The organism is Veillonella sp. 3310 (assembly GCF_003999875.1).
Classification (GTDB): domain Bacteria; phylum Bacillota; class Negativicutes; order Veillonellales; family Veillonellaceae; genus F0422.
Map to the genome: position 1 here is coordinate 585,753 of NZ_RQVJ01000001.1, position 26,413 is coordinate 612,165.

Consider the following 26,413-nt stretch of genomic DNA (forward strand, 5'->3'; position numbering starts at 1 on the left):
AATTCTAAGGTAAATTATTTATCATGCAGCATGCCAATGGCAATGCGGGCATTCTCTAATGCATTTCTTCGCAGTTCATGGATGTTTTCTAGCACAGTTTCCGTGAAAGTCTTTCGTTCCAACGAGTTTACTGTATGCGCCACAATAGGTTCTACTGTTAATGTATGTAAATCACCTACCGGCTCTTCACCAATCATATGAAGAAAGTTTAAAATTTTAGGGTCATAGGAGATCCCTAAGCAAGGTGTTTCCATTAACGCACTAAATACTAATGCATGGAGCCGTACACCTATCATGACATCCACGGAACCACTAAGCGCCAATAACTCAGTAGTGCTATACGAATCAGCTAGGACCGTGGACTTCGTTCTCATCTGTTTAGCTATGGTTTCTGCTTCCATCGTATCCTCCCGATGTTGCATAGGAATGAATACGATCTGAGTATCCTTAGCGGCCTGAATCTGGTCGAGAGCTTTTGCCAATATAGTTTGATACTCTGTGCAATCTTTCCAAGCACGTACAGATACTCCCACAATCGGTCGGTCAAAATCAACTCCATAGGACTCCAATATATCACGGCCCACCGCAGTATCCACTGGATGCATCCCTAGTACCGCATCAGCAGTCACTGTGATGGGTACATTATGGATACCCAGTGAAATCAGTTCCTCTTTTGAAGCGTGATCTCGTACAGTAATCATAGATACTTGATTCAATACACGTCCCACCGTGGCACGAGCCAAAGATTTACGCAAAGGCCCAATGCCTTGGGCATAAATCATCACTCGTTTTCCCAAGGTATTTGCTAAAGCGATAATACTCAAGTAGTAATACAAACTGCGCGCGCTTGTTACATCTTGCAACAAACTACCGCCACCACTGATGAGCATATCGCAAGAATGTATCGCTTGGTATATCTTCCACATATCAAATCGACCAATGGCTTTCACCTTATGAGTGCTCATAGTTTCTACAGGATTTCCGGAAATCACCGTAATCTCAGCCCGTGGTTCTAGTTCTAGCAATGCCTGCAAAATTGAACTCAATAGCGCTTCATCTCCGGCATTACCAAATCCATAATAACCGGAAATGAGTATCTTACACATGGCTTTCACCTCGCCCTTGGAACCAACGAATGCCATAACCGATGAAACGAACCGCCATAATCGCTAGTAAACCGATGACGATACCTAATAGCAATCCATCATAACCACGGGCAATGGACATATACACTGGCGTACGCAAGTGACAGAATGTTTCTACCATGGATGCAATGCCTATGACAGCCCCTACGGATAAGGCAAAATGCAATACCATTGGAATGCGTCGTCCCACAGCATAGGCAGCCAGCATAAATGCTGGATGACCAATTAAAAATTCTTTTTCACGAGGGCGAGCATACATAGTATTTTCTAAAAATCTACGTAAAGCCAGCTCCCAAGACGGTACTGGTACGCCTGCTGTATGACCACTACGACCTACAAAGACATAGGCTACCACAGCCAAAGCACCTAGGATTAATAAGCTATATACTTTAATATCTATTTGTACAAATTCTGTAATGAAAGATTTTACATCTTTCACAGAAGAAATAGTTCTGCCTTTCCAAATTGGAAACCGTTGTAAATAGGCGATAGCAGTCAATACTACTGGTGCCACAAAAGTTAATTTCACGCCATGGAATAACGCAAATTCCATAAAGAACTGTGTGCTACCTAACATGGCAGCAATACTAATACCACCAACGGCTGCAATGAAGGCTGCTACCACCAAATATACTACAGACTCGATGGTACTTCTCCACGGAGACAAGCCTGCATGATTACGTTTCGACCAACAATCAAAGATCATCGTCATGGCCAAAACTGGAGCAGATATAGCTGCTACCAATGCCCAAGCAGACATAATTTTTGTGCCTATGGTCATCACATAGATACCAATAGAAAGGATGGTCCCCACAGCAAATAGGCCTAGTAAATATGGTTTTCGTATACGTATGAACTGACCTAATGTGAGTGTCGCTAAGCTTATGACGCCTGTCATCGTTAACAGTCGTAACAAAGTATTCGGTGTATACACCGGATAGACTGAGGCTTGCCCTGTGGTAAAGCCACGAGCTTGTAATTTATCGGTCACTTGTTTCGCTACAAACAATGTCGTTTCTAATGCGGTTCTATTATCTACGCCTTGTTCATATAATGGGAACAAGTTGTAACGGATATTTCGTTCAATATCGCTAATGTAGAACCATTGTACCAATTCACCTGGTGTAAGCTTACGTACCTCTTCTTTCGATACAGTATACAATCTGCCTACTTTATAGTAATTGGCATTAGCCATTTCTAGGAACCCTGCTTGAGGGAAATATTGCAATTGGTTGACCGCTTCAATGCCAACTACAGGGATATGGCGTGCTTCTAATTGTTCTAAGGTACGATCCACATGCAATGGATATCCCAAAGCTTCTTTCCCTACAAAGACCATACCCGTTACATTAGGGACACCCTCGATTCGTTGGAACACATGGTCCACATCTTCCACGGTAACGCCTTTATAGTTCGTAGGGCGCACAATGACATGGAATCCTAGGTTCGCCACTTCTTGAGCTTGTAACTTGGAAATTCCCAAATTCATATCTTTCATCGAATCACTTGGTAAGGCTAATCCTAACATAGGACCAAACGATGTTTGCAACGTTGTAACTTTATCCTTACCTAGGCGGCGTATTAAATCTTCTTGCACCTCTTGAAAGTAAGCTTCTTTACCCGGAATCACGCCTACATAGGTCATACCTGGCTGGGCACCTTCCACTTGTAGCTGCTGTAAATCATGGGAGCTATACATATGAATATGACCTGCATCTTTTTCTTTTTGCAGTGTTCTATCATAAATCGCTAAGGCCGTAATACCAGATTCTTTAGCCGCGACTACAGCCTCCGATAAGGAACGTTTTTCGTAGGCATTAGCACGAAGGAGCCCATCATAATCAATGATATTTTCAATCTGTTCCTGCTGCGCCTCAATATGATGACGTTCTTTCACCAATAGGAGTCCACTCACAATGCCTACACCTAGAAAGGCTAATAAAATCCATGTGTAAATAGATATTGTCTTTAATTTCATAAGCCCTCCTATTGTGCAACAGGATGCACAAATACGTGAATTTCTTCACGCCCTGTTTCTACGCGATCCAATTGAACTGGAATTGGGAATTCTCCAAAATCATAGAGAGGAATTGCTTTTACCGCACCACTAGATAAGCGGTTTAAACTAGCTCCACCAATGGACAACTTTTCTGTAGCAAACTGTAATGTATTCCCTTCAATTTCTAAATGACCTTGGATGGTTACCTTACCAGAGAGGAATCCCCCTACGTCGATACGACCACTCATGACAATGCCACGGTCAGAAATCTCCACAGTTTCAATGGATAACCCTTTTGCACTGGAGCTGGATAAATGTTGTTCAATGTATCGTTTCAAATCATCTTGATGGATAACTCCTTCAATATGACCTTGTCCAAAACTCGTAAAACGTAATTGTTGGTCAAAAAATAATTCTTTAGGCTCAATCTGAATTTGACGTAAATCAAATGTCAAACGTTGTACTTTCAACTTACCTAAAGTAACGCCTTCTAAGTTACCACGAAAGGAGTCAATCTCACCTAATGCCAATTTAAATCCAGGAGAGGATTCAATACGCATAGATTGTTCCTCAGGATGCAAAGTTCCTTCTAATCTTGATTCCACTTCATGACTCACAAGGGTAGGCAATAAAAAGGATGAGCCTCCTATAACGATACCACCTAGTATCAAGACGAATAGTATTGTTTTTAAAAAGAAATTTCTCACTGCCACTCCATTATATTGTTAAATTCGCTTCTTTCTTCAAGAAACCTTCCATAAATTGATCTAAATTACCGTCCATGACAGCTTGTACATTACCTGTTTCCACACTAGTACGATGATCTTTAACCATATTGTACGGATGGAATACATAGGATCGAATTTGGCTCCCCCATTCAATGGCTTGGTAGGTACCGCCCAATTGTTCCTTCAATTCAGCTTGCTTTTCTAACTCTAATTCAAATAATTTAGCACGCAATAGTTTTAAACATTGCTCTCTATTTTGAATTTGTGAGCGCTCACTTTGACACTGTACGACAATCCCCGTCGGAGTATGTGTCATACGTACGGCAGAGTCCGTTTTGTTGATGTGCTGTCCACCAGCACCACTGGCACGGTAGGTATCCACTTGTACATCTTTCATATCCAAATTGATTTCTACAGTCTCATCAATTTCAGGCATCACGTCAACGGCACAGAATGATGTATGACGGCGTGCGGCAGAATCAAAAGGAGAAATACGAACTAACCGATGTACACCTTTTTCAGATTTCATATAGCCAAAGGCATTTTCCCCTTTTATGAGGAACGTCGCACTTTTAATGCCTGCTTCATCTCCAACTTGTTCATCCATGAGAGAAATACTATATCCTTGTTTTTCCGCCCACCGCAAGTACATGCGGATGAGCATGGAACACCAATCTTGTGCCTCTGTACCACCTGCACCGGCATGGAACGTAAGGATGGCATTATTTTTATCGTATTCACCACTTAATAATAGCAATACTTCACGATGCTCCACTTCATGGGTCAACTGCTCTACCATAGCAGTCAGTTCTCCTTCCATAGATACATCTTCTTCATCGATGGCCATCTCTAGCATGAGTTTTGCTTCTTCGATGTCTGTGACCAGCTTTTTATATCCTTCTACAGCATCTTTTAATTGTGTCGCCTCTTGGGAAATGTCGCGCGCTGCCTCTGGATCATTCCAAAAATCAGGGTCACTCATTTTTATATCCAACGTTAATATGCGTTCTTCTTTTTGAGCGATGTTAAAGTGAATCCCTCATTCCAAAAATACGCTCCTCTAAATTGTCAATAGGACCTTTTAAGTCTTCTAACAATTTATTCACCTCTTTCTTTCATTCTATACAAAAAATGGCCGCACAGGAGATGTATCACCTCGCTGCGTGGCCATGAAAGTCTAGTCTACGTTTTGTGGTTCCAACACGTCTTCATGGTGGGTCTTAGCATCAGCTAGATGATCAACCGGTTCTTCTTCTGCTATTGTTTCCACATTAATTTGGATACGGTATAAATACATAATAGTTTCATCCGTAATAGCTTCTTTCATACTTTCGAACATGTCATAGGCCTCGAATTTGTATTCTACTAATGGATTTTTTTGTCCATATGCACGTAGGCCAATCCCTTCTTTTAGCATATCCATAGCATCCAAATGTTCCATCCATTTGCTGTCCACCACTTTAAGCATGATGGCTTTTTCAAGCTCACGCATATTTGCTTCTCCAAATAAGGCTTCACGTTTTTCATACTCTTGGTGAGCAATGTCGATTAAATGCTCTTGCAATTCTGCACGACCATATTCTTCCATTTGCTCTACTGTCAACATACCTGGTTCTAAGAAGTAAATTTCTAAATGTTTTAGTAACCCTTCATAGTTCCATTCTTCTGGATATAGTTTTTCATCTGCATATTGATTCATAGCGTTGATAATCAAATTGTCAACCATATGCAAAATGGTTTCACGCAAGGATTGGTTATTCAAGATCAAACGACGTTGTCCGTATAATACTTCCCGTTGTTGATTCATAACATCATCATATTCCAAGATATACTTACGAATATTAAAGTTATGATTTTCTACTTTTTTCTGTGCTCGTTCGATGGATTTAGTAATTAAAGAATGCTCGATAGGCTCGTCTTCTTCCATACCTAATTTATCCATCATGCCAGCAATATTATCTGCGCCGAAAATACGCATCAAATCATCTTCCAAAGATAGGAAGAATTGAGAGGAACCATTGTCCCCTTGACGGCCAGAACGACCACGCAGCTGATTGTCGATACGACGACTTTCATGTCGCTCAGTACCTAAAATGTGCAAACCACCTAATTCAGCTACGCCTTCCCCTAAGGAAATATCGGTACCACGGCCTGCCATATTCGTGGCAATGGTTACCATGCCACGCTGACCTGCATTCGCAACAATTTCTGCTTCTTGCTCATGATGTTTCGCATTCAATACATTGTGAGGTACGCCTGCTTTTGTCAACATATCACTAAGCATTTCAGATTGCGTAATAGAGGTAGTACCCACAAGAATTGGTTGCCCTGTTTTATGACGTTCTACCACATCGCGAACAACGGCACGATATTTAGCATCTTTTGTTTTAAAGATTAAATCTGGCATATCCACACGTGCCAATACTTTATTTGGTGGAATTTCATATACTTCCAAACCGTAAATATTGTTAAATTCTTGTTCTTCTGTTTTCGCTGTACCAGTCATACCAGACAATTTTTCGTACATACGGAAATAGTTCTGGAATGTAATAGATGCCAATGTTTGGCTTTCACGTTCTACACGTAAGCCTTCTTTTGCCTCAATAGCTTGGTGCAAACCATCGGAATAACGACGACCAAACATTAAACGACCAGTAAATTCGTCAACGATAACCACTTCGCCATCTTTCACGACGTAATCTTTGTCACGCTCCATCATGGCATACGCACGAAGAGAGGCACTTAACAAGTGATTCAATTCTAAGTTAGAAGAATCATACAAGTTTTCGATATGCAACATTTTTTCAACTTTTGCAATCCCTTCTTCTGTAGGAGCTATGGTTTTTTGTTTTTCATCGATGGTGTAATCTTCGTCTTTCACTAGGTGTGGTACTACTTTCGCTAATTCATAATAGCGTTCTGTAGATCGTTCCCCTGGACCGGAAATAATGAGTGGTGTACGTGCTTCGTCAATTAAAATGGAGTCCACTTCATCGACGATGGCATAGTTCAACGGACGTTGTACCATTTGATCCGCATGAACAACCATGTTATCACGCAAATAGTCAAAGCCAAACTCATTATTTGTACCATAGGTAATATCTGCACCATAGGATTGTTTCCGTTGGTCATAATCTAAGCCAGCTACGATTAAACCCGTAGATAAACCAAGGAAGTTGTATAAACGTCCCATCCATTCGCTGTCACGTTTCGCCAGGTAATCATTCACTGTTACCACGTGCACACCTTTACCAGATAGGGCATTTAAATATACTGGTAATGTAGCTACTAATGTTTTACCTTCACCAGTACGCATCTCTGCGATATTACCACGATGCAATACAATACCACCAATCATTTGCACATCAAAGTGACGCATACCCAATACACGCTTGGATGCCTCACGAACCACAGCAAATGCTTCTGGTAAAATATCATCTAATGTTTCACCATTAGCCAACCTTGCTTTGAACTCCTCTGTCTTTGCGCGTAAAGAAGTATCGCTCAAGGATAACAGTTCTGGTTCCAATCCATTAATCTCTTCAACAATGGATCGAATTCGTTTAATTTCTTTTGCATTTTTATTGCCTAATAGTTTTTGTATAAAACCTAACAACTATCTCAACTCCTTATATGTGGAAAGTTTCAATTAAAGACTATGTATCTAGATTATTATAGCCTACTAGCAAGTAATAGTCAAAAAGAAGTGATAAAGTGACGGTGTCATGTTTATTGTTTCATACTATAAAAAAGATTAGTCCGTTATATGCACAAACTAATCTATCCATTTCTGTATTCAATTTAGAAAATCATACCACTCTCAAACCGTCACATATTTTTTGGACGTAGATATCAGTTTTAGATATTTATAGAATCACAGTACTCTCAAACACAATTGGCGTTTTTGTAAAAGTTATTGGAGTTTGAGACATTTACAGAATTACACTACTCTCAAACATCACCCTCGAAGTTAACATCGCCCACTGAGTTTGAGACATTTACAGAATTACACTACTCTCAAACACGAGTCTACTAAAATCTAAGGGAGTTAGGGTTTGAGACATTTACAGAATTACACTACTCTCAAACGCGCGCTAATCCATGAAGTTAGTGATTGGAGTTTGAGACATTTACAGAATTACACTACTCTCAAACAATGGCATTCGCTTTACACCATCCCTTGCAGTTTAAGACATTTACAGAATTACACTACTCTCAAACACTCAAGAAATCATCTTCGGTTAGATCATAGTTTGAGATATTTACAGAATTACACTACTCTCAAACATCATGCTATACAGCTATTTGTAACCCCATGTTTGAGACATTTACAGAATTACACTACTCTCAAACAGTGAAGAATTTGATACTGCCAATTTTGACGTTTGAGATATTTACAGAATTACACTACTCTCAAACCTTAATTACACCTAGGCGGAAGTTATACCGGCTTGAGATATTTACAGAATTACACTACTCTCAAACACAGCCTACGGTATAGATGCTGTACTAAAGGTTTGAGACACTTACAGAATTGCACTACTTTCAAACGTCTCACGCTAAGAGTGTTAGTAGTAACACGTTTGAGACACTTACAGAATTACACTACTCTAAAACCAATGCCCACTTACACAGATCAAAGAAAAGTTTGAAGTATTTACAGAATCACACTACTCTCAAACAGCGCTTGTGCTTTATTTTTTTATGTTCAGTTTGAGGCATTTATAGAATTACATTAACTCTCAAACCGACAACAACACTTGCAAGCATGCTTCAAAGTTTGAGATATTTACAGAATTACACTACTCTCAAACTGCTGATTCCATATGTGGACATAATGTGATGTTTGAGACATTTACAGAATTACACTACTCTCAAACGGAACTTCATCCCCTTCCCACTCATCCTTTGTTTGAGACATTTACAGAATTACACTACTCTCAAACTATGGAATAAACACTGTAGTGAGTTATTCAGTTTGAGACATTTACAGAATTACACTACTCTCAAACCCCAAACCCAAATACAAGTTCAGCGTTCCAAAGCTTGTCCAGTCACCACCAAGTGTAATCCTGTAAATACCGTTAAATCAAACAAAAATCACTATCTAAAGTATACCCATTAATTAAAGATTTTTCAATATCATCTAGTCCATATGAACCAGATGATATACATAGAACACATAGCTGTTTCGCTAATATAGTCTTAAAAAATTGATGTAATTCCTCGGAGTCTAAATACATATCTATATTCATAATCACAAATTACAGGCTTATGTTCCCGCAGTTGTTTTTCTAACAATTTAACACTTGTTGTATTTAATACCAACTTCACATACACTGATTCCTGTAACATAATAAAGCCATTCACTAATAGAAATTTTCTGAAAATACAATTTTCACCTTAGCTTTAACTAAAGCATTAAGAAGAACGGTAGTTAAACTTACTGCAGTAGATTCAATAATCACCATGTAAATCTCATCAATAAACACTTTTTTCACATCAAATCCCTGCCGAACAATCATATAATTCATTTTAAAATTAAGTTTAGATTGCTTAGTTATAACTACCGTTCGCCAACTCATAGTTTCTCCTATTTTATTTTAATTTCATTTTCATATAAACCTGTAATAGATGTTGTGATGACACTAAAGCTTTCAGTATTAGATACATTAATACCGACTGTAGATCTTGAGCTTTTTATGTTAATCAGCTCTAAATTCCTAGTAGTTTTAAAATTAGTAATAATATTAAGGATTTCCATTAATATAGTAACTTGATTTTCTAAAGATAACTCGCAAAATTTATCAAACCCTATAGTCTTAAATTCCTCTAATTTATTTCCTTTTAATTTTATAAATAAAGGAGTAGAAAGTTTATCCATAAAAACTTGATATAGTTTTTTATTATCTTCTGCTGTAACATATATTTTATTATCCGAATATGTTGTTGTAATAGTATGAATATCAAATGTTTTAGGATTTTCTATTTTTTGATATTCAACTTTTTCCAGCAATTTAATATAAACACTAATATCATTATCTAATACTAAATCTATAGCACAATCTACGCAGACTTTATCTCCAGTTCTTCCTCCTAAATAATATTTAAACCCATTAATATTAACTAAACTACCAATATAAAGACCTCTATACATGACTTCAATACTTCTTATTTTTTTTGCATCTTTAGAGCCTTTACTATACAGTGCAATAATATCTTCTTTGAGACATCCTTGATTAGAAACATATAATGGAAGTGGGAAGATTTCAATCTTCTCTTTATCCTTTATATCCACAATTTTTAAAATAACATATTCAGCGATGGTCATTTTGGTTCTTCCACCATATTTTTCCACATCGCTTAAATGTATGTCCGACGATTTTAATGGTAAGTACACACCTTGTTTGGCTACGCCTTTTTTGTATACGGTTTCATCGGATAGTCCACCTTTTTGTGGTACTGCTCGTTGGGTCACTCGAACGTCATTACTCCGCATCATCGTTTTGACAGTATCCATGCTAACATCTGGATCCCAAATAATACTATCTTTATTTTCTGTTGAGCAAATTTTCTTTTCAAACATCTTCGTCAAATTATAGGTTCGGTGAGTGCCATTTTGTTTAGCAAAGACAAAGAAGTTCTTTGTAAATTTTTCATGGTATACATTGCCCACTACAATATTTAGGTACGCATCTTTGGCATGATGATGGTGATTGATGGAGCGTACTTTAATAAACCCAAAATCTCTTCTAAAATCAGATACATTTTCTGCTTTGGAAAATACCACTTCTGTATCTGGGTACAATTGGCGTAATAAGGTAGTAACAGCTTTCACAGACTGATTCGTAGATACCAACTGACGATTGATAAAATGATTTAATTCCTCATCTGTTAAAGGTTCAACTCTAATTAACCGCTCAAATTTCTTTTGAGATATCAATCCTTTATCTAAGAGCATCTTCCAAAAATCTCGCCTTTGTTTTTGAATTGTTTCATCAATAGGATAGGTATCCTTTTTACGCATATTTAAAGTTTTATCCACTAATACTAAATTATCAAAACTATCATCTTTAGTCTTGCTTTGTGGAAAAATATGATCTTTATCATATTGACCAGTAGCTAAATCACGTATATCAATTCTTTCCCCTGAATACATACATCTACCTAACTGAGTAAAATATAAATATAGCTTTTTGCTATCTAAATCCGACTCATTAAATGCATTGAGTTCATCACGTAAACGTTCTATTTCTCCATCCTTAATTTGTTTATATAAATCTACCAATATACCTTTTCTAGACTGAGTCCGCTTTTTATCTGCTTTATTTGTACGAGCTACTTCCACAAATATTTTCTTTGGTACTTCTTTACGAATAGATATAAGCTCATCAAGGATACGCAATGTTTGCCATACACTACGTTTTACCATTGGCGACAAAGACAAATCTTCTAGCATTTCAAAGGTAGTTTTTTCTTTGGATCCCAATACTTGTGTCACATATTCTTGGACCACATCAATGAAAGAATAGGAAGAGCTCAATAGTTGCATCAAATTCTCCTGACCCTCACGCATATGCTCAATGATAGTACCTGCTTCTGCATCATTATCGTTCTTTTTCATGCCCCAAATGTCTGTTAGGAATTTTTTAGACAATTTGCCCCAACCTGTATAGGTAAGTTTTCCTAATTTTTTAATTTGTTCTCTAGTAAGACGATCTCCATAATAGTTTTTCAACACTTGCCGCAACATATCTTTACTTTCACCAAAGATAGTGATATATCGAATGATATCTTCTGCCATGGCATGGTCAAAATGTTCCCCTAGGATACGAGTCATATCTCTGTGGGATGTTAATTTCGTAGCAATATGTTGATCCATGCCTGTGATAATAGGCGGCTGTGATACATAGTTATTATCTACTAAATATTTTGCGACCACTTTTTTCGTAGCTGTTTTACTATCTTGCAAGGACATAAAATGGTCTCTAATAAATGCATGTTTCACATCTGCCGGTAATGGTTTGTCGTTGACACGAATATTGTTCAATTCATTCAGCAACGAAAACTCCTCATAAAGCAAGGAATATTTCGGCAACACATCTTGGTCGATTAAATAAGTGCATTTGTTAGTTAAGTTTTCAATGAATTTAACCGCCGATGCTTGGACGTCAACTTTTTGTTCAAAATTCCACGGCAATACCTGTCCTGCTTCCTTACGAACAACCCAAGCAAACCCGCCATTTTCAATGGAGTGTGCTGGATTCAATGGGCCCACATAATAGGGAATTTTAAATTCTAAGATAGATATAATTTTATCCGCTACCGTCAATCCATCTTCCACTTCATTTAAAAATGGAAAATTCACCTTAGCTTTGTCTAGGATGCGTACTAATTCTTCTTTGTGTAATTGATAAGGTACTACACCATTTTTACTAATTCGTTGGAGCGGTAAAAATACCCCTTCTTCTATTTTTTGTAATACTATCTCCGTATCTTCTGTCGCTGGCAAAGCGGATACTACTTTTTTCACGTATTTGAAGAAATCTTCTTCTGTAGTTGATGTGTTTCCAGTAACACCTTGCTTAATATATTTCACATAGTTGGTGCCTTTATCCACGTCTGCCACAAACATATCATCATATAGTTTTCTGTCATCTTTCAGTACAGATTTCAATACTACTAAATCTTCCTTATGTTGCTGATAGGATTCTATTTTCGCCTCTGAAAGTGATTGACCTGGTTTGATAATGGAGCTGATGACGATGATATCATGTAAAACTTTACATTGATCCACAACGGTAAATTTGTCGCCCCACACCTCCGTATACGCATCTCGCACGTCATCATAGATGATCTTGCTAAGACAAATATCTTTGAACTCTTTATCCTCTGGTACTGCTATTTCAACATCTTCCTCGGTGAAAAGGTCCACTAAATTTGCTTTTAATCCAATAATTAGATTACCCCACGCTTTCAACCGTTTTTTATCGATACTAGAAAGTTTTTTCCCATTCCCAATAATAGGCTCTAATTGTTTTACCGTATCACTACGCCCTACTCCTCTATCTAATAATAGAAATACTACAACGCCAAGTACACTTTCATTATCTATGTGTGTACCAAAGCCTAACTCTGATAACGTAGATCGTACTACTTCATTAATTTCTCCATCCACGGAAAATTCTTTTTTACCATATAAAAAGTTGCCACGGTATTTTAAGATATGATGAATCCCCAAAAATAACAAGCGAATGTCTTTCGTACCTTCTGTCATCAAATGGTTGCGTAAGTGATAAATTGTAGGAAATTCCTTGTAGTAATCTATATCAGTGTACTCTTTATCCATGAATAAAGTATATTTCACTGGATTCGTTTTATCTTCTACATGGTATTTTGATTCATGAAGACGCATGAAAAATGTTTCATCTACCGCATTAATTTCTTTAGCAAATAATGACTCTAGTAAAAGTAATCGAAACTTGCGACGTTGTATACGACGACGACCTGACCGTTTCATACGAGTATCTACTGCGGTTTGCGCCTCTGTAAACAATCTAGACCCCCACATCTTATGAGACTTGAACTTCAATAATTCATACTTCTCATTTGTCACAGCCCAACCAACAGAATTTGTACCAATATCGAAACCAATAAAATAATTGCCCCTTTTGAAACCTTTGTGTTTGCAAATCTGATCCTTGTGTTTGTCAAAATCACTCATTGTACTTCTCCTTTTCCATACAACATAACCGACCTCACACAATACAACTGTAAATATTCATTACCATACCTCAAAATGAATATTACCATATATTATTTAATTTCATTATACTACTTAAAAACACTTGACTCCATATCTTTTTTTGTATACAATGAAAGCATCTCAAAGACGTTAGAGATATTTACGTTTGAGATATTTACAGAATCACACTACAAGTTCAAATACGAATTTATTTTCATCGCCCTTGGGGCACCCGCTGTGGGTACTTAACTCAATTCATTTGGAATTGAGTTTTTTTATTATCCTTCTTTTAAAGTACGATACCATACATAGATTATATTACGTTATACTATCGACTAAACAAATTATCATAAGACAAAAAAGGAACGTTGATCAAACATTATCAACGTTCCTCTTTATATGTTTATTCATATTAAGGCCATAGATTCTCTTAGTAGATGTCTTACTGTTTCAGACAGTGAGATGCACCACTCCTACAGACAGCCGGAGGCATCCTATTATATTATCGCCGTTTCACCCACCGTTGGTATCCTTTCCACAATAGGAAATACAAAACCGACGCAACGAGTATGACGATTGTTAAACGACCTAAGTTATCTTGTAATAGCACCGCATCATGACCGACGATGACTTCTAGTGCTGTGGAAGGGAATTTGCCCACCAAGTTGGCGATAATGTAATCGCGCAAAGAGATTTGGCTAATCGCTCCCAAGGCAGTAATGATACCACTTGGAAAATAAGGAATGGCACGAGCGAAGAGCATGACAGTCAAACCATTTTTACCACTAAAGTCATCCACTTTCAGTAAAAACTCGCTCTTTTCTATAACCTTATGCGCCGTATCTCGCAAGATATAGCGCATAATCATAAAGCTCAGTACAACGCCCACTGTTTCTGCTAGCCAAGAGATAATTATCCCTGGTACTAGACCAAATAGCAAGCCGTTAGCTGTGGAAAAGAAGATGGACGGTAAAAATCCTAGTGCATTGATGAGCACATCCAAAACAAAGCTGATCACCATGGCCCACGGACCATAAGATTGTAATACTTCCGCCATGCGCTGTACATCACCAGAAAGAATTAATTCCCACATGTCATCATAGAAACCTGGAACAAGGACGTACACTAGAACTCCTAGTATCACCAATCCGCTCAACAACCCTAGTTGTATATATCGTTCCTTTTTCTTATCATTCATTCCCATACCTTCTTTTCTAGTCGTTACTTAACCTCTGCCGTCTAATACTAACTTATCGTGGATGGCACGAACTGCCGTTTTAATATGTTCTTCTCCGATAAGGCAAGAAATACTGATTTCAGATGTGCTGATAATCTCGATATTCACGCCTTCGTCAGATAAAATGCCAAACATTTTCGCAGCTACCCCTGGTTGCCCCAACATACCTGCTCCAATAATAGACACCTTCGCCATATTTTCGTTGATCACACACTCTTCGATAGACATGGATTGACCAAGTTCATCAAGCACTTGTTTCGCTAGGTTCACGTCATCACGTGTGATAGTGAACACAATATCTGTTCGTTTATCATCTGTAGTGCGGATGCTTTGCACAATCATGTCTACGTCGATACTCTTATTAGCCAACGCTTGGAACACTTGATGTGCCACACCTGGAATATTTTCCACCCCTACAAGGCTTACTTTTGCCACATTAGTATCATCTGCAACGCCTGTAATCGCGTATTGATTTGCTTTCATTGTATACTCCTCTCGAATTATCGTGCCTTCTTCATCACTGAAAGTAGATCGTACATGAATTGGCACCCCATACCGATGTCCCATTTCGACCGCTCTTGGTTGCATAACGCCTGCCCCTAAGCGCGCCATTTCTAGCATTTCACCATAAGTGATTTCTTTCAATTTTACAGCACCTGGTGCCACTCGTGGATCTGTGGAGTATACCCCATCTACATCTGTAAAGATTTCACATACATCAGCTTGCATAGCCCCTGCTAATGCTACGGCTGTGGTATCGGAACCACCACGTCCCAACGTAGTGATATCCCCTGCTTCCGTCATACCTTGGAACCCTGCTACAACGACAATATTGCCCGCTTCTAACGCTTCTAGTACACGTTTCGGTTCAATCTCTAAAATTCGAGCTTTACCAAATGCATCACTAGTAGCAATGCCTGCTTGTTCACCAGTCATAGAAACTGCTGCATGACCTTTTGCTTGGAACGCCAGTGCCATCAATGCAATCGTTACTTGCTCTCCTGTAGAAAGAAGACGGTCCATTTCACGACCATACGGCATAGAAGTTACTTCTTTCGCCAAGTTTACCAAATCATCTGTTGTATCGCCCATGGCAGAAACAACCACCACAATACGATCCTCTGGTTGTTTATCACGTAACACGCGATTTACAATGTTAAATATTTTTTCAGGTGTCGCCACAGAGCTACCACCAAATTTTTTCACTATTAATGCCACTGCAATCCCTCATTTATAAGATACTAAAGTATAAAACAATATCTATATTAATCTACCATACTACGCTAGTAAAGTAAAGGATTTTTATAACATTTTCCTATTTTTATCATACATTTGTCTTTTTATAGTAGATATTATGATGCAATATACGACTATGTTGACACGTTGCCTATACGCTCAAAAACATACACCAACACGCTATAACAACAAAGGACCATGTTCCTCACCAAGGTAAGGGACACAGTCCTTATAATAACCAATTCAGTTATATCTCTAAAATTAGCCTTCTACAACGATATCTTTTTCAGATTCCCACAAGCCGTGGATGTTGCAGTAAGATGTTGCGATCAAACGACCAGATTTTTTGAAAGATGCTGTAACAACACCAGCTGCTTCTGCATGTACAGGACCTTCGTTAGCGCCTGTAGGTGCTTCACCATGTACGTTGAACTCAAGACGAGCTACTTCGTAAGGAAGTTGTGTACCTTCTTCTACATAGTATAATTTGATCCAAGAAATATGATGTTCTACTGTGTTAGGATGAGCAATTTCTTTACCCACTTCTAATTCGATGACTACGCGTTCGCCAGATTTTACAGTGTCAGGTGCTGTGATAACTGGAACGTGTTTTTCTGTTGCAAATTCAGCCGTTTTTACATAATTTGTGATAGCCATAGGTATAACCCCCTTGAATTAATATCATATCCAAACATGGAAACCTTTCCATGTAAAGCACTAAATTAGTACACTATTATTGTACTTGTTTTTCTGCACTTACGCAAGAACTATTTTTAAGATTTTCGATGTGGTTTTTGCATAAGCCTTTTATTTTCTGCAACATCTAGTAGCCAAACACATACTTAAACCGCCTGAGTTAAAACTCTATGCCACGCTTTGCTTTAATTCCTTGCTGATAGGCATGTTTGATAACTTTCATTTCTGTGACTGTATGCGCCAATTCAACAATTTCTGGACGTGCGTTGCGACCTGTTAAAATCATGTCCAAGTTCTCAGGTTTTGTTTTCAGCAAGTTTACCACTGTCTCTACATCTACTAATCCATAATGAATGGCATAATTGATTTCATCGAGGATAATCAAATCCCATTGTCCAGATTTCACTTCTCTTTCCACCATAGCCCATGCTTCTTTGGCTGCTTGTTGATGTTCCTTCATTTTTTCTTCTGATTCTTCTTGCTTGTGAAAGATAAAGCCTTTGCCCATGGATCTAATTTCTACCGTAGGTAATAAGTCAATGCCTGCTAATTCGCCATAATTCGCACCACTTTTAATAAATTGTAAAATAAGCACCTTTCTACCACAACCTGCTGAACGCAGAGCAACGCCCAAAGCCGCTGTTGTCTTGCCTTTCCCGTCTCCTGTGTTGACTAAGATTAAACCTTCACTCATCTATCTCTCCACCTTTCTTAGGATATATGGAAATCCTATGCCAAGGCACAGGATTCCAAAAATTGTATTCTATTATAGTTAGAATGGATTACGTATATGATACGCTAATTTACCAAGTACATGATCTGCTGGTACGAATCCAATAAAACGGCTATCTGAAGAATGATTGCGATTGTCTCCCATCACAAATACATGCCCTTCTGGAACAGTAATTGGTAGAGAGCGTTCAAACTTCATCGTTTCTTTTTTAGTATACGTCTCGTTTAGCTTGGTACCATTTCTCCACACATGGCCTTCTTTAAATTCTAATGTATCACCTGGACGACCGATCACTCGTTTTACCCACACATCATGTCCTTGCAAGGATGGAACTACCACACTAGCATAGTTCATCAACGGTTCCATCACATCATCTTTCCAAGAGCGTTCTCGTTGCACCCGGCTATCAATGATGACAATATCTTCATAATTGGGTATGTCTCGCATCACGTGAGACCATTTACTAATTAACAAGAAGTCCCCATTATGTAAGGTATCCTCCATTGATTCCCCAGACACTCTCGTAGGTTGCACAATAAATATATGCGTTAACATGGCTACAATAAGAGCCACAATAATAGCTTGTATCCACTCACGAGCTTCTTTCAAAATTTGACTGCCTATGGCTGTATCTTTTTCCATAGTTCCTCCTATTCTAAGGATGCGTACTAATACGTATCTTGTAATCATCGATTAATGGATTGATTTTTTACCGAACTGCCCACCGAATACATCATGAACATCATTGATGGTGATGAAAGCATTGTCATCCACTTCATAAATAATATCTTTCAATTTTGTTAATTCTAACCGTGTTACCACACAGTAAATGATACGTTTTGGAGTCTTTGTATACGCCCCTTCACCATATAGTAAAGTAACACCACGCCCCAATCGATGCATCACCACATCAGCTACTTCTTCCGATTTATCAGTGATGACCATAACGCCTTTCGATTCTTCTACACCCGTAATGACTAAGTCCATCATTTTATAGGCTACGAAATAGGCAATCAAGGAATACATAGCGCTATTCCAATCATATACAAAGCCCGCTGCTCCTAAAATAAAGAAGTTTAGGAACATGACGATTTCACCTACGGAAAAAGAGCTCTTTTTATCAAAGATGATGGCTACAATTTCCGATCCATCTAAGGACCCACCATTTCGTATAATAATCCCTACCCCAAGGCCAAGGATAATTCCGCCAAAAACAGCTGCCAGTAATGGGTCATGCACAATAGGCGGCACATGATGCATGAAAGCAGAAAATACGGAAATGCACGCTATGGCGAATAGGGTGGATATGGTAAAACTTTTACCAATCTGCATATATCCTACGTATAAAAACGGTAGATTAATCAACATAACTAGTACACTAAATGAGATACCAGATAGCTTACTCGCCATCAACGCAATACCCACCACACCGCCATCAATCAGGTGATTTGGTACGAGAAATACATCTAGCCCATAGGTATAAATGACTGCACCAATAATCATCATAAAGTAGCGCATAGCCATATCCATTAATTTTCGTTTTCTACTTTTGTGTTCTTTCATCCTTCGGATACTCACTCCTTATTTGTTACTAACCAACGTTCTCCTATTATCCACGCCGTAATATCATCCACAGGAACAGGAGGATATAACATGCCTTTTGGCACTAATTTTCGCCACCCTGTAGGTGGATGTACTTCAAAATAACGGCGCCGTGCTTCTTCTGTGGTATGCTTTTCATTGACAAAGTTAAATTTTTTTCCTTGCGATTCTGCTACATGTTTTACAATAGTCCCTACCGCTTTATGATTCGTTCCATTTCCACAGACTAAAACAGATACCCCTGCATACATCGTTAACAGAGATTGTAATTCACTCATTACGGAATCAGTGGGCACAATATCCATCATCACTAATTGAGATGCTCTAGTAAGAATCGCAATTCCGGTTTTATCACGCCCTGGGTCAACTGCCAGTACATAAGGTTCCAATGCCATTGTCTACACCTCACTGATTTACCGGAATGACACGAAGCATAATCTGTACGGGTCCACTAGTAAAAGTATCTTCTCTAGTAACAGCCTCTAATCGTACAGGACCACGTTGATTTTCAACTTTTCGTATCGTAGTAAATAGCTCATTGCCAGGTAAAGAACCCACTTCGCCAGTAATGGGATCAGGCAAGATACCGTGTTTCTTTGCCTCTACATTGACTTCTTTTAAGAAAGCCAACACTTGATCTTGTGCGCTGTCACCGCCATTTATTAAGGATGACCAGAGAACTGTATCCTTTTTGAAAATCATATCATGAGGATATGCATGAATTTCTGCTAGTGCTGGTTCTCCATAAATAATGTTGGCAGATGCAGTAACCCGAATCATCAATGGTTTATCTGTAGAGGCCACTACTTTTGCCACTTCATTCAAATTATCTCGACTTACGTAAATGACTGTTTTTTCCTCTTCCATTTGGAATCGATTCAAAATCAGACGATTCGTATCTTTCAAGAAACTAGTTAAGGCTGCCATGCTTTCCACTTCCCCTAAGCCTGGTCGAATCACTGCTTGGGATAAGACTTCCCCATTGCGGAATACTACATTGCCTTCTCGAACATGATTGATACCATCCTCTAATTCTTTTGTTGTTATTTGTAAGTTTTGTACATGACTTTCTAGTTGCGTCCGTACATCTTCTAAACGACCTACTTCCGCATTGGACGCCACCAACTTATGCTCAGCTTCTGCATAGGCCTCTTGGATCGATACCAATTGGTCTCCCATACTTGCTAAAGCGCTTCGTGTTTCTTCTAGTTCTTGTTCCGTTGCTTGTACATCACTTTGTACCTTTTGCAATTGTTTATTTTTTTGATTCAATTCATCATTACTTTGTTGTAATGCTTTCGTTTTTTGGTCGATATCTGCTGAAAGTTGCGCCATCTCGGCTTTCAGTTTATCCATACCGAATAAAGCAGTACGCACATTGTTGGATGCAATACTAAGTACACCCAATGTGGCTGCGGAAATTAAAATGCCCGTTACTATTGTCACAATGATAGACGTATGCTTAGGGCGTAACCCAAACAAACTCATGCGACGTTTTCCTACTTTTGTGCCAATTTTATCGCCTAAAAATGCAATTAATCCCCCCATAATCGTAATGATGAGGAGAATTCGTAGTCCTACTAACATAGTCGTATACCTCAATGTCAAATACTAGTCCTATATCTTTACTTAGTATATCAAAATCCATAGTACACTACAATGGCTATAAGGAAAAGGTCTCAATATACGTATTAGAAATAGATATAAAAGAGTAGCATAACATAGTATATGTCATGCTACCCCCTATACTCTCTTATTTATTTAGATACTCTCCAGTTTAAATATAAACCAGCTATCACACCTAATGTATTCGGGATCCAAGCTGCTAATAACGGTGGTATAGCGCCACCTTTGCCTAAGGCGCCTGACAGTGTCATAACACCATAGTAAATGAAGATAACTAGCACTGAAATACCGAATCCAATAGACGAACTAGACCGTTGTTTCTGCAAGCCTAATGGCGCTCCTACTAAGGCAAAGATAAAACTTGCCACAGGAATGGTAAATCGTTGATACATTTCCATTTGCCATTCTGTAATCTTGCCACCCGTAGCTTCCATTGCTTTGATTTGCTGTCTAATCTCTTTGATGGTCATCTCTTCTGGTTTGCGTTGAGAACGACTAATTTTATCTGGATCTTGTGTAATGGGCAATACTTGTTCTTCAAACTTTAATGTACGATCAATACCCTCACCGGATGCATTGATATCATAAATAGTACCGTCATGCATAATCCAGTACTGACCATTCCAATTCGCTGTTTTAGCACGTTCAATTTGTGTCACTTGCCCATCTGTAAATTGTTGCACCGTAATATCGGATAACAGTTTAGTAGAGCTATCATATTTCCCAGCATACATTAACGTATTAATTTTTTTGTCTGCCAAGGTTTTCAACACAATATGTTCCTGTGTTTGCGGTGTAGCACGCTTCATAATTTCCTCGCGGATAATCGTTTGATAGGCATGGTTCGCCGCCGGTACTACATATTCATTGAACCCAATGGAACACAGAGAAATTAAAAATGCCATAATATATACTGGTGTAGCCAAGCGCAAGAAGTTTTGCCCACCTGCACGCATGACAATAATCTCGCTACTACCACTTAATCGACCAAATGTCATCAAAGATCCTAATAGGACCGACATAGGGAAGGTCAATATAACGATATTCGGCAATGCTAGTAAGAAAGCTCTGGTCACAGACCACAAACTAGCTCCGTATTCTGTAATGTACTGAGCAATCCGAAATAGAGTTCCCGTACCAATAAAGATACTAGTAAACGCAAAAATACCAAACAGGAATGGCCCTATGAAAGCTTTCAATATATATTTATCTAAAATTCTCATATCCACTCCTACATTCGGAAATCATCACCTAAGTAAAACTTACGAGCCACATCACTAGTAGCCACTTCATCAGCGGTACCTTCTAATAAAATAGTTCCACTATTTAAGATATACGCCTTATCTACAATCCCCAAGGTTTCACGCACATTATGGTCTGTAATGAGTACCCCAATACCGCGATCTTTCAAATGGCGAATAATAGATTGAATGTCTGCTACTGCAATAGGATCCACCCCTGCGAAAGGCTCATCTAGCAATATAAATTTAGGATTTAAAGCAATGGCTCTAGCAATTTCTACACGACGGCGCTCACCACCAGACAACTGAATGCCCAAACGGTCACGCACGTGAGTGATATGAAATTCTTCTAATAACGATTCCATTGTATCCTTCTGTTCTGCTTTAGAAAGATTGGTGGTTTCTAGCATGGCTAAGATATTATCTTCTACTGTTAAATTACGGAAGATGGATGCCTCTTGTGGCAAATATCCAATACCATAGGCAGATCGCTTATACATCGGCATGTGGGTCACATCCACATCGCCAATACAGATACTCCCTAAAGTCGGTTTTTCTACACCAACAATCATATAAAACGTAGTTGTCTTTCCAGCACCATTAGGACCTAACAAGCCTACAATTTCGCCTTCTTCAACACGGACACTGACTTTGTCCACTACATTTCTTGATTTATAGGTTTTCACTAAATCCTTTGTTTGAATAAACATAAACTCTCCTTACTTTGGAGTAATGATTAATGTACTACGCCCACCAAGCGTTTCTGCACTATTGTCACTAAGTTCTATCTTTAACTCCGGCGCTTCTAGGATATTCCCATTTTGAACCGCCCTAGCATTACCTTTTAAATAGGCTACCCCATCATTCTGATTTGGAGTTTGTGTGTACACCGCCTCATCTGCTGTAGCATTGACATTACGACTAGCGCTAGATAAAGTCACATTCCCTTTAGCCGTCGCAGATATTTGATTAGTAAAAGCTGTAATATGTTGGCCTGTCAATACATTATCTGCCATCACTAATTGTCCATGTCCAATAATCTCACCATATCCAGTTTCTGTATTATAATTCACTTGATCACCGAACAATTGACGATCATCCTTCTGTAGATGTACATTACCTGTAGCATCAAATTGGTGATTATGTAAGACATGCACTTCACTAGCAGCCATGGACATATTGTTACCAATCATGCTCACGCCACCTGTTAAAAATCCTTCTTCATCTTTTGTATTGTACCAACCAGAGGCACCTGTCATAGTTTTATCATCTTTTGTAATGACCACACTGCCTTTAGCTTCCGCACGGCCACTGATGCCGTCATATGTTAACTGATCGGCAGTAATCATTATGGATCCATTCCCCGCAGGATTGGTATCCGTTGTTGCTGCCCATACGGGAATCATCATGACTCCTCCCATTAGGGTTGCCATGAGTAAACGTTGTAATTTCATGAATATCCTTCCTACTTGCGAATTAATTTAGCATGACCTTTTGCTGTCACCTGTTGTAAAATCATATCACCTTCTAATGCATCACCTTCTAATGTGGTATCCGCATCAATATAGGTAAACTTTGAGATAGACTTAAATAGCTGCTCTTTACTAGTATACTCTAATCCTTCCGTTCGGAGACTAGCACCTGTACTAGAAGTTGCCTCAATACCTCCTGATAAAGTAATCTGTCCATGATCCTTAGATACGAGTCCTTTCGGAGCCTTCACAGTCAGCGTCGTTCCATCTTTATGAAAGGTACCCGTTACATTTTCTAAAGTGATGACTTTCGTCGTTTGGTCCAGACTTATTTTCTCAGCTTTTACTGACCAAATGAGTTGTCCATTTTTTTCTTCTTTCAGTTCTGTACCATTAAAGCTAATAGAATTACCCGATGGTCCTACCGATGTCGTATCGGTGCCACCATATAGAAAATATCCAAAACCTAAGAGAATTAAAATACCTACCACAATCGTGAGGAGAAGTTTCTTATTGTTCTTCATGCACAGCCTCCCGCACTTGTAGTTTATGTTCAATATCTGTAATTTCATGAATTTTTGTATTCCAACGATGTTGGAACCACAACCATTCATCAGGATGCTCTTTAATAAACGCTTCTGTTACCTTCACTGTTTCTTCCGTGAGGCGGAACATATCTTTCTCCACATCACCAGTATCCTTATAATGAAGTGCTGGCAAAATATGAACAATATGACCATTTTCTTTACGGGATGTAAAGACTGGTACTACAGGAGCTTTGAATTTTTTCGCAAACGATGCTGGCCCCGTCACCGCTGATGACTCTTGCCCTAAGAACATCACCGGCAATCCTGTGTACCATCCGTCTTGGTCCGCCAAGAAACCTAATAGTTTCTTCGCTTTCATCGCTTGTGCAGCGCCTCTCATTTCGGAACCGCCACGAGCAAATACTTCTAACCCTACCATTCCTCGGTATTCATTCATCAATCGTGTGAATTGAGCATTTGGTTGCTTTTTTACAATCGTTGTGGACGGATATCCATGAGCCGCTAGGGCTGCTCCCATCCATTCCCAATTGCCTACGTGGGCTGTCAAAATTACAACACCTTTATCTTCCGCAACAGCTGCATCTAGGTGTTCTAGCCCTCGCATTTCAATATGTTCTTTTATGAACTCAGGTGTCAAATTGGGCATATATAGTGTTTCCATAACAGAACGTCCCAAGTTTTTAAAGAGTCGTCCTAATATGGCATCTGCTTCTTTTTCATCTATGGAAAGGCCAATCATCAGATTATGTAATCCTCGTTTGACCTGTTTTTTACCTACTAATCTATATAAAGGTCCTAGAGATGCTCCAATGGATAAGATTGTAGAATAGGGTAATGCACAAACTAATTTACTAATCGTCTTTAATGCTGTATATTGCCATTCTCCCGCCATGAAAGCCTCCTTTCTACTGACCTACTTGGTAAGATTCTTCACGGTATGAGCGCACCGCATCCTCCCAAAGTCCTTCTTGTTTTAAAATATACTCAACTGCTTCACGCACAGCTCCCTCGCCACCCTTGGCTTGACAAATGTAGTGAGCTACTTCTTTTATTTCTGGTACACCATCTTGTGGTGTCATAGCTAATCCCACCTTAGACATAATGCCTAAATCATTGAGATCATCACCCATATAGGCTACTTCATGAGCCTCTAAATCCAATGTATGTAAAAGTTCTTGTAATCCAGCACTCTTATTATGACTTCCCATTTGGATTTGAGAAATATTTAATTCTTTGGCCCGTCGCTCTACCATAGGAGAGATGCGGCCCGTAATAATTGCAGTTTGCAATCCCATCCGGTGTGCTAAGGCTAATCCTAATCCATCTTTTGCATGAAATGCTTTGATTTCTTCTCCACTAGATGTATAGACAATCTCACCTTTCGTAAGAACACCATCCACATCTAAGGCTAAACAACGTATCGCCATTACACAATGCCTCTTCGCAACAAATCAGTAATATGTACTAAGCCAAGACTTGTTCCATCTTGACCAACAACTGGTAATACGGTAATAGGTCTAGGTTGATTTTTCTCCATCATGTGAAGCGCTTCTGCTGCCAGCTTATCCTTTGTAATAGTACGAGGCGATTTTGTCATCATATCTTCCACAGACCATACTAGGAAATTACATCCAGAATCTAAGCCACGACGAATATCTCCATCTGTTACTAAACCGATTAACTTACCTTCTTCATCTACTACATTTGCTGCTCCAAGCCCTTTGTTGGTCATTACAAATAAGGCATCTTGTACAGTGGCCCCTTTATGAATAATGGGATTATCATCTCCACTATGCATAATATTTTCTACGGTTAGCAATAATTTGCGACCTAAGGAACCACCTGGATGGAATACAGCAAAATTTTCTGGAGTAAATTTATGTTGATCCAATAAACATACTGCTAAGGCATCGCCTAATGCCAAGGCCGCAGTAGTACTACTTGTCGGTGCTAATCCTAATGGGCATGCTTCTTTGTCTACGCATACCACCAAAACTACATCAGAGTTTTTTCCCAATGTGGAACTTGGATTACCCACTACAGAAATTAATTTAGCCCCTATTCGGCGCAAGGATGGTAATAAACTAATGACTTCGCTAGTTTCCCCACTATTCGAGAACGCTAGTACTACATCATCAGATGTAACCATACCTAAATCACCATGTACCCCTTCACCAGGGTGTAAAAATAATGCAGGTGTACCAGTACTCGCTAATGTAGCCGAAATTTTTCGTGCAATATGTCCAGATTTTCCCATACCTGTACAGACCACGCGACCTTTAGAGGCTAAGATTAACTCTACTGCCGTTTCAAAACGATGGTCTAATGTTTCAATTAAGTCTAACACTGCTTTTGATTCTTCTTGGAGCACCTGTGCTGCTCGTTCAAGTATCTTCATAGTTCAC

General features: G+C 38.8%; 23 protein-coding genes and 1 CRISPR repeat array. All 23 genes read right to left on the minus strand.

The genetic code is table 11. The features are described from left to right. Positions 1-14 precede the first annotated feature (14 nt). The 23 genes from csaB to EO127_RS02990 all read right to left on the minus strand — a co-directional run bounded on the left by csaB (position 15) and on the right by EO127_RS02990 (position 26,406). The gene (gene csaB / locus EO127_RS02880) at positions 15-1,106 is read right to left on the minus strand and encodes a polysaccharide pyruvyl transferase CsaB (protein ID WP_127448070.1); all 1,092 of its coding nucleotides are present in this window, start codon (positions 1,104-1,106) and stop codon (positions 15-17) included. After that, positions 1,099-3,123, minus strand: coding sequence for a DUF5693 family protein (locus EO127_RS02885; protein WP_127447929.1), 2,025 nt, complete (start codon positions 3,121-3,123; stop codon positions 1,099-1,101). The genes csaB and EO127_RS02885 overlap by 8 nt, the downstream gene beginning before the upstream one ends. Positions 3,124-3,131: 8 nt before the next feature. Further along, on the minus strand, positions 3,132-3,857 hold the full coding sequence (locus EO127_RS02890; protein ID WP_127447930.1) for an LmeA family phospholipid-binding protein: 726 nt from the start codon (positions 3,855-3,857) through the stop codon (positions 3,132-3,134). Positions 3,858-3,861: 4 nt separating this feature from the next. Further along, positions 3,862-4,969, minus strand: a protein-coding gene (gene prfB / locus EO127_RS02895) for a peptide chain release factor 2 (RefSeq protein ID WP_240645978.1) whose coding sequence is annotated in 2 segments (ribosomal slippage) — positions 3,862-4,911 and positions 4,913-4,969 — 1,107 coding nt in all. Because the reading frame shifts where the segments join, the coding sequence is not laid out codon by codon here. A gap of 80 nt (positions 4,970-5,049) precedes the next feature. Then, on the minus strand, positions 5,050-7,488 hold the full coding sequence (secA, locus tag EO127_RS02900; RefSeq protein ID WP_127447931.1) for a preprotein translocase subunit SecA: 2,439 nt from the start codon (positions 7,486-7,488) through the stop codon (positions 5,050-5,052). A gap of 183 nt (positions 7,489-7,671) precedes the next feature. After that, positions 7,672-8,884: a CRISPR direct-repeat array (repeat unit 27 nt; unit sequence ATTTACAGAATTACACTACTCTCAAAC). Between the two features lie 193 nt (positions 8,885-9,077). Continuing rightward, positions 9,078-9,227: a hypothetical protein gene (locus tag EO127_RS08925; RefSeq protein ID WP_371412848.1), complete on the minus strand. Its 150-nt coding sequence runs from the start codon at positions 9,225-9,227 to the stop codon at positions 9,078-9,080. A gap of 14 nt (positions 9,228-9,241) precedes the next feature. Beyond that, the gene (locus tag EO127_RS02910) at positions 9,242-9,457 is read right to left on the minus strand and encodes a hypothetical protein (protein ID WP_206169247.1); all 216 of its coding nucleotides are present in this window, start codon (positions 9,455-9,457) and stop codon (positions 9,242-9,244) included. A gap of 8 nt (positions 9,458-9,465) precedes the next feature. Next, a complete protein-coding gene (cas9, locus tag EO127_RS02915) occupies positions 9,466-13,596 on the minus strand; it encodes a type II CRISPR RNA-guided endonuclease Cas9 (protein WP_127447932.1) in 4,131 nt (1,376 codons plus the stop codon). A gap of 523 nt (positions 13,597-14,119) precedes the next feature. Then, entirely contained in the window at positions 14,120-14,815 is a 696-nt protein-coding gene (locus tag EO127_RS02920; protein ID WP_127447933.1) for a TVP38/TMEM64 family protein, read from the minus strand. 27 nt (positions 14,816-14,842) lie between these two features. Further along, positions 14,843-16,072, minus strand: coding sequence for an aspartate kinase (locus tag EO127_RS02925; RefSeq protein WP_127068674.1), 1,230 nt, complete (start codon positions 16,070-16,072; stop codon positions 14,843-14,845). Between the two features lie 279 nt (positions 16,073-16,351). Next, a complete protein-coding gene (locus EO127_RS02930; protein ID WP_127447934.1) occupies positions 16,352-16,747 on the minus strand; it encodes a class II SORL domain-containing protein in 396 nt (131 codons plus the stop codon). 199 nt (positions 16,748-16,946) lie between these two features. Next, the gene (cobO, locus tag EO127_RS02935) at positions 16,947-17,480 is read right to left on the minus strand and encodes a cob(I)yrinic acid a,c-diamide adenosyltransferase (RefSeq protein ID WP_127447935.1); all 534 of its coding nucleotides are present in this window, start codon (positions 17,478-17,480) and stop codon (positions 16,947-16,949) included. A gap of 78 nt (positions 17,481-17,558) precedes the next feature. Beyond that, entirely contained in the window at positions 17,559-18,161 is a 603-nt protein-coding gene (gene lepB, locus EO127_RS02940; RefSeq protein ID WP_127068672.1) for a signal peptidase I, read from the minus strand. A gap of 51 nt (positions 18,162-18,212) precedes the next feature. Further along, complete coding sequence (locus EO127_RS02945) at positions 18,213-19,082, minus strand: YitT family protein (RefSeq protein WP_240626885.1); 870 nt, start codon at positions 19,080-19,082, stop codon at positions 18,213-18,215. A gap of 11 nt (positions 19,083-19,093) precedes the next feature. Further along, positions 19,094-19,516: a hypothetical protein gene (locus EO127_RS02950; RefSeq protein ID WP_127447936.1), complete on the minus strand. Its 423-nt coding sequence runs from the start codon at positions 19,514-19,516 to the stop codon at positions 19,094-19,096. Between the two features lie 10 nt (positions 19,517-19,526). After that, positions 19,527-20,708 (minus strand): DUF3084 domain-containing protein, encoded by a 1,182-nt coding sequence (locus EO127_RS02955; RefSeq protein ID WP_127447937.1) that lies wholly within the window; start codon positions 20,706-20,708, stop codon positions 19,527-19,529. Between the two features lie 170 nt (positions 20,709-20,878). Beyond that, positions 20,879-21,970 (minus strand): LptF/LptG family permease, encoded by a 1,092-nt coding sequence (locus EO127_RS02960; protein WP_127068669.1) that lies wholly within the window; start codon positions 21,968-21,970, stop codon positions 20,879-20,881. Between the two features lie 8 nt (positions 21,971-21,978). Next, positions 21,979-22,698 carry an LPS export ABC transporter ATP-binding protein gene (gene lptB / locus EO127_RS02965; protein ID WP_127447938.1) on the minus strand — a complete coding sequence of 240 codons (720 nt, stop codon included), beginning with the start codon at positions 22,696-22,698 and terminating at the stop codon, positions 21,979-21,981. A gap of 9 nt (positions 22,699-22,707) precedes the next feature. Continuing rightward, positions 22,708-23,442, minus strand: coding sequence for an LptA/OstA family protein (locus tag EO127_RS02970; protein WP_127447939.1), 735 nt, complete (start codon positions 23,440-23,442; stop codon positions 22,708-22,710). A gap of 11 nt (positions 23,443-23,453) precedes the next feature. Further along, entirely contained in the window at positions 23,454-23,984 is a 531-nt protein-coding gene (lptC, locus tag EO127_RS02975; RefSeq protein WP_164742265.1) for an LPS export ABC transporter periplasmic protein LptC, read from the minus strand. Continuing rightward, the gene (locus EO127_RS02980) at positions 23,971-24,900 is read right to left on the minus strand and encodes a lysophospholipid acyltransferase family protein (protein ID WP_127447941.1); all 930 of its coding nucleotides are present in this window, start codon (positions 24,898-24,900) and stop codon (positions 23,971-23,973) included. The genes lptC and EO127_RS02980 overlap by 14 nt, the downstream gene beginning before the upstream one ends. Positions 24,901-24,913: 13 nt before the next feature. Continuing rightward, complete coding sequence (locus EO127_RS02985) at positions 24,914-25,435, minus strand: HAD family hydrolase (RefSeq protein WP_127447942.1); 522 nt, start codon at positions 25,433-25,435, stop codon at positions 24,914-24,916. Then, positions 25,435-26,406 (minus strand): SIS domain-containing protein, encoded by a 972-nt coding sequence (locus EO127_RS02990; RefSeq protein WP_127068663.1) that lies wholly within the window; start codon positions 26,404-26,406, stop codon positions 25,435-25,437. The genes EO127_RS02985 and EO127_RS02990 overlap by 1 nt, the downstream gene beginning before the upstream one ends. Positions 26,407-26,413: the final 7 nt, after the last annotated feature.